Annotated in this window: 4 protein-coding genes; 1 reads left to right on the forward strand and 3 read right to left on the reverse strand. The window is 65.3% G+C overall.

Features of this window, described 5'->3' with window-relative positions:
* Window positions 1-187: dioxygenase (locus AC1DOC_RS26445; protein ID WP_478130813.1), on the reverse strand; the 187-nt coding region annotated here is incomplete at its 3' end.
* Between the two features lie 34 nt (window positions 188-221).
* Window positions 222-1,199, reverse strand: coding sequence for an amidohydrolase family protein (locus AC1DOC_RS26450; protein ID WP_478080669.1), 978 nt, complete (start codon window positions 1,197-1,199; stop codon window positions 222-224).
* 265 nt (window positions 1,200-1,464) lie between these two features.
* On the opposite strand from AC1DOC_RS26450, the gene AC1DOC_RS26455 reads away from it, so the two are divergent.
* A complete protein-coding gene (locus AC1DOC_RS26455; protein WP_012748727.1) occupies window positions 1,465-2,841 on the forward strand; it encodes an MFS transporter in 1,377 nt (458 codons plus the stop codon).
* A 35-nt stretch (window positions 2,842-2,876) separates the two neighbouring features.
* Here AC1DOC_RS26455 and AC1DOC_RS26460 read toward each other — a convergent pair.
* The coding region (locus AC1DOC_RS26460; RefSeq protein ID WP_478130814.1) for a hypothetical protein at window positions 2,877-3,065 on the reverse strand (189 nt) is incomplete at its 5' end.

Genomic DNA, 3,065 nt, shown 5'->3' on the forward strand with positions numbered 1-3,065 from the left:
TCTTTCCGACCCGCGTGAGAAAGTCGATGCCGCAGGCCCACTCGGCCTCGGTGAGCTGCACCTCGCGCGCAAAGTCGTGCAGATGCCGCACCAGGCTGTCCATCACGGCCTTCAGGCGCGGGCTGGGCGTGGCGGCCTGCGCCTTCAGGGCCGCGCTGGTGATGGTCCATTCGTCGATGTCGATCATGGGTGCCTGTGCCTTGTCGATGAGCGCCTTGGGATCAGGCGAGCTTGAACAGCGACAGCGCGTTCGTCCGGCCGATCTTCTTGCGGTCGGCCTCGCTGATGCTCGTGTCGTTGAACCAGTTCGAGGCATGGTCGATGTTCTCGAACGGCCAGTCGGTCGAGAACAGGATGCGGTCCGATCCAACCTCCAGCATCGCATCGATCAGCGTCTGGGTGCGGAAGTTGCCGGAGGTCGTGAGATAGAAGTTTTCCTGGAAGTACTCGCAGAGCTTGCGCTTGGCCGGATAGCCCTTGGGCGCCTTGACCCAGGCGTTGCGGTGGTCGACGCGCCACATGTTGTAGGGCAGGCCCTCGCCCAGGTGGCCGAGGATGATCTTGAGCCCCGGATGGCGATCGAAGAGGCCGCTTGCCATGAGCCGCAGCGCATGAACCGCAGTCTCCTGCGCAAAGGCCCAGGTGGGGCCGAGCAGCCAGGGGTGGCCTTCGTAGATCTGGGCCCAGCTCGCGATGGGGTTGCGCGGATGCAGGTAGAAGGGCGCATCGAGCCGCTCCGCGGCGGCCCAGAAGGGCGCGTACTGCGGCGCATCGTAGTAGGCGACGTTGTCGGGCGTGCCGACCTGCGAGAAGCCATTGACCAGCGCGCCGCGAAAGCCGAGCACGCTCATGCAGCGCTCGAGTTCCTGCGTGGCCTTCTCGGGGTCCTGCATCGGCAGCGCGGCAAAGGCCTGGAAACGGTCGGGCCTCTTCGCCACCTGCTCTGCGAGAAAGTCGTTGGCGCGCACCGCGAGCTCATACGCTTTCACCGGATCGGCCACCGCCTGAACGGCTGGCGCGTTGAGCGAGAGGATCATCATCTCCATGCCGTGCTCATCCATCTGGCGCAGGCGCCCGTCGTGGATGTCGAGCAGGCGGCTGCTGAGCTCCTTCCAATAGACGCCGGGCACGAAGCCCGCTGAATCCTGCAGCGTCTGTGGAATTGCGAAATGTTCTTCGAGACCGATCTTTCCTTGCATGCCTATCTCCTGTGTGCGGGCGGATGGGCCAATCTATGGGCGGCGGCAGGCACGGTCCAACAAAAATCGGTGATAGCGCGCATTCGAAGATCGCATGCAGGGGCAGGGTGGCCGCAACCCATGGGTAGACCCGCCCCAACATTCACAGGCTGCATAGAGGACATCCGGAAAATGCGTTGGACCCTCGAAACCGGCACGCCCATGATCGCTGCCACTGCCAGCCATGCCTGGCCGCGATCTTTGCCATTCGAAGGAGACAAGAGCCATGCGCCAAATCGATCTTCACAAGCTGGCCGACGATGCCCGCTTCAACCGCTTCCACGGCCTGGTGCTGTTCTGGTGCGCGCTGATCATCGTGTTCGACGGCTACGACCTGTCGGTCGTGGGCATCGCATTGCCTTCGATCATGAAGAAGATGGGCGTCGACGCCACCAACGCGGGCTTCATGGTCAGCTCCGCGCTTTTCGGAATGATGTTCGGCGCCATCTTCATGGGGACCATTGCCGACCGGATCGGCCGCCGCTGGGCGATCGCCATCTGCGTGGGCCTCTTCAGCGTGTTCACGGCCTGCGCCGGGCTGGCGGAGGACGCCATTGCGTTCAGCGCCATGCGCTTTCTTGCCGGGCTCGGCATCGGCGGCGTGATGCCGAACGTCGTCGCGCAGATGACCGAGTACTCGCCGAAGAAGATCCGCGCCACCCTCGTCACGCTGATGTTCAGCGGCTATGCGGTCGGAGGAATGATCGCGGCGATCCTCGGCAAGGGGCTCATCGAAAGCTACGGCTGGCAATCGGTGTTCTTCGCGGCCGGCCTGCCGGTCTTGCTGATTCCCTTCATCCTCAAGTCGGTTCCGGAATCGATGCCCTTCCTGTTGGCCCAGGGCCGCACCGAAGAACTGAAGAAGATCGCCTCACGGCTCGACCCCAGCTACACGCCGCAGGCGACCGACCGCTTCGCGGTGCCCGCCAAGGACCGGGCCGACAGCGCGCCGATCAAGCACCTCTTCTTCGATGGCCGCGGCTTCAGCACCGTGATGTTCTGGATCGCATTCTTCATGTGCCTGTTCATGGTCTTCGCGCTGAGCTCATGGCTCACCAAGCTCATGGCAAGCGCGGGCTACAGCCTGGGCTCGGCCTTGACCTTCGTGCTGGTGCTGAACGCGGGTGCGATGGTCGGCGCCATCGCGGGCGGCTGGCTCGCCGACCGGTTCCACATCAAGTACGTGCTCGCCGGGATGTATGCGCTGGCCGCGGTGTCGCTCACGCTGCTGGGCTACAAGATGCCGACACCGGTGCTGTTCATCCTGATCGGGCTGGCCGGCGCATCGACGATCGGCACGCAGATCGTGGCCAATGCCTACACCGGCCAGTACTACCCGATGGCCGTGCGCGCCACCGGCCTGGGTTGGGCATTGGGCGTGGGCCGCAGCGGCGCGATCCTGGCGCCGATCGTCATCGGCATGCTGGTCGGCATGAACCTGCCGCTGCACCAGAACTTCATCGCCATTGCCATTCCGGCGGTCATCGGCATGGTCGCGGTGCTGCTCATCCAGCACGACCGCTCGGCGTCGGTGCTGAAGGCGGAGGCCGCGCCCGCGCTGGGCAAGGTGGCGGCGGGCGTCTCCGGAACGGCCGGGAGCTGACCGGGCAGCGCAGGCCGCCCGCACCTGTCCCGCACCTATCCGTGCGGATCGGCTTCCGCAAGCGGACGCGTCAATGCCGCCGCTGTGTCGAGCAGGACGACGACGCGGTCCGGGTCGTGGCCCATGTAGGGGCTGACCAGCAGCTGGCCGATGAGCCGGTCGAAGCCGTGCCGCACCTTGGCCGGCTCCGGGTGCGCCGCGTACATGGCGCGCAGCATCGACAC

The sequence above is a fragment of the Variovorax sp. 01T439_2 genome (assembly GCF_056398445.1).

What these genes read in the sequence shown, in the direction of transcription:
- AC1DOC_RS26450 (WP_478080669.1), bottom strand. Translation starts at nt 1,199, where the DNA reads ATGCAAGGAAAGATCGGTCTCGAAGAACATTTCGCAATTCCACAGACG.
- AC1DOC_RS26455 (WP_012748727.1), top strand. Translation starts at nt 1,465, where the DNA reads ATGCGCCAAATCGATCTTCACAAGCTGGCCGACGATGCCCGCTTCAAC.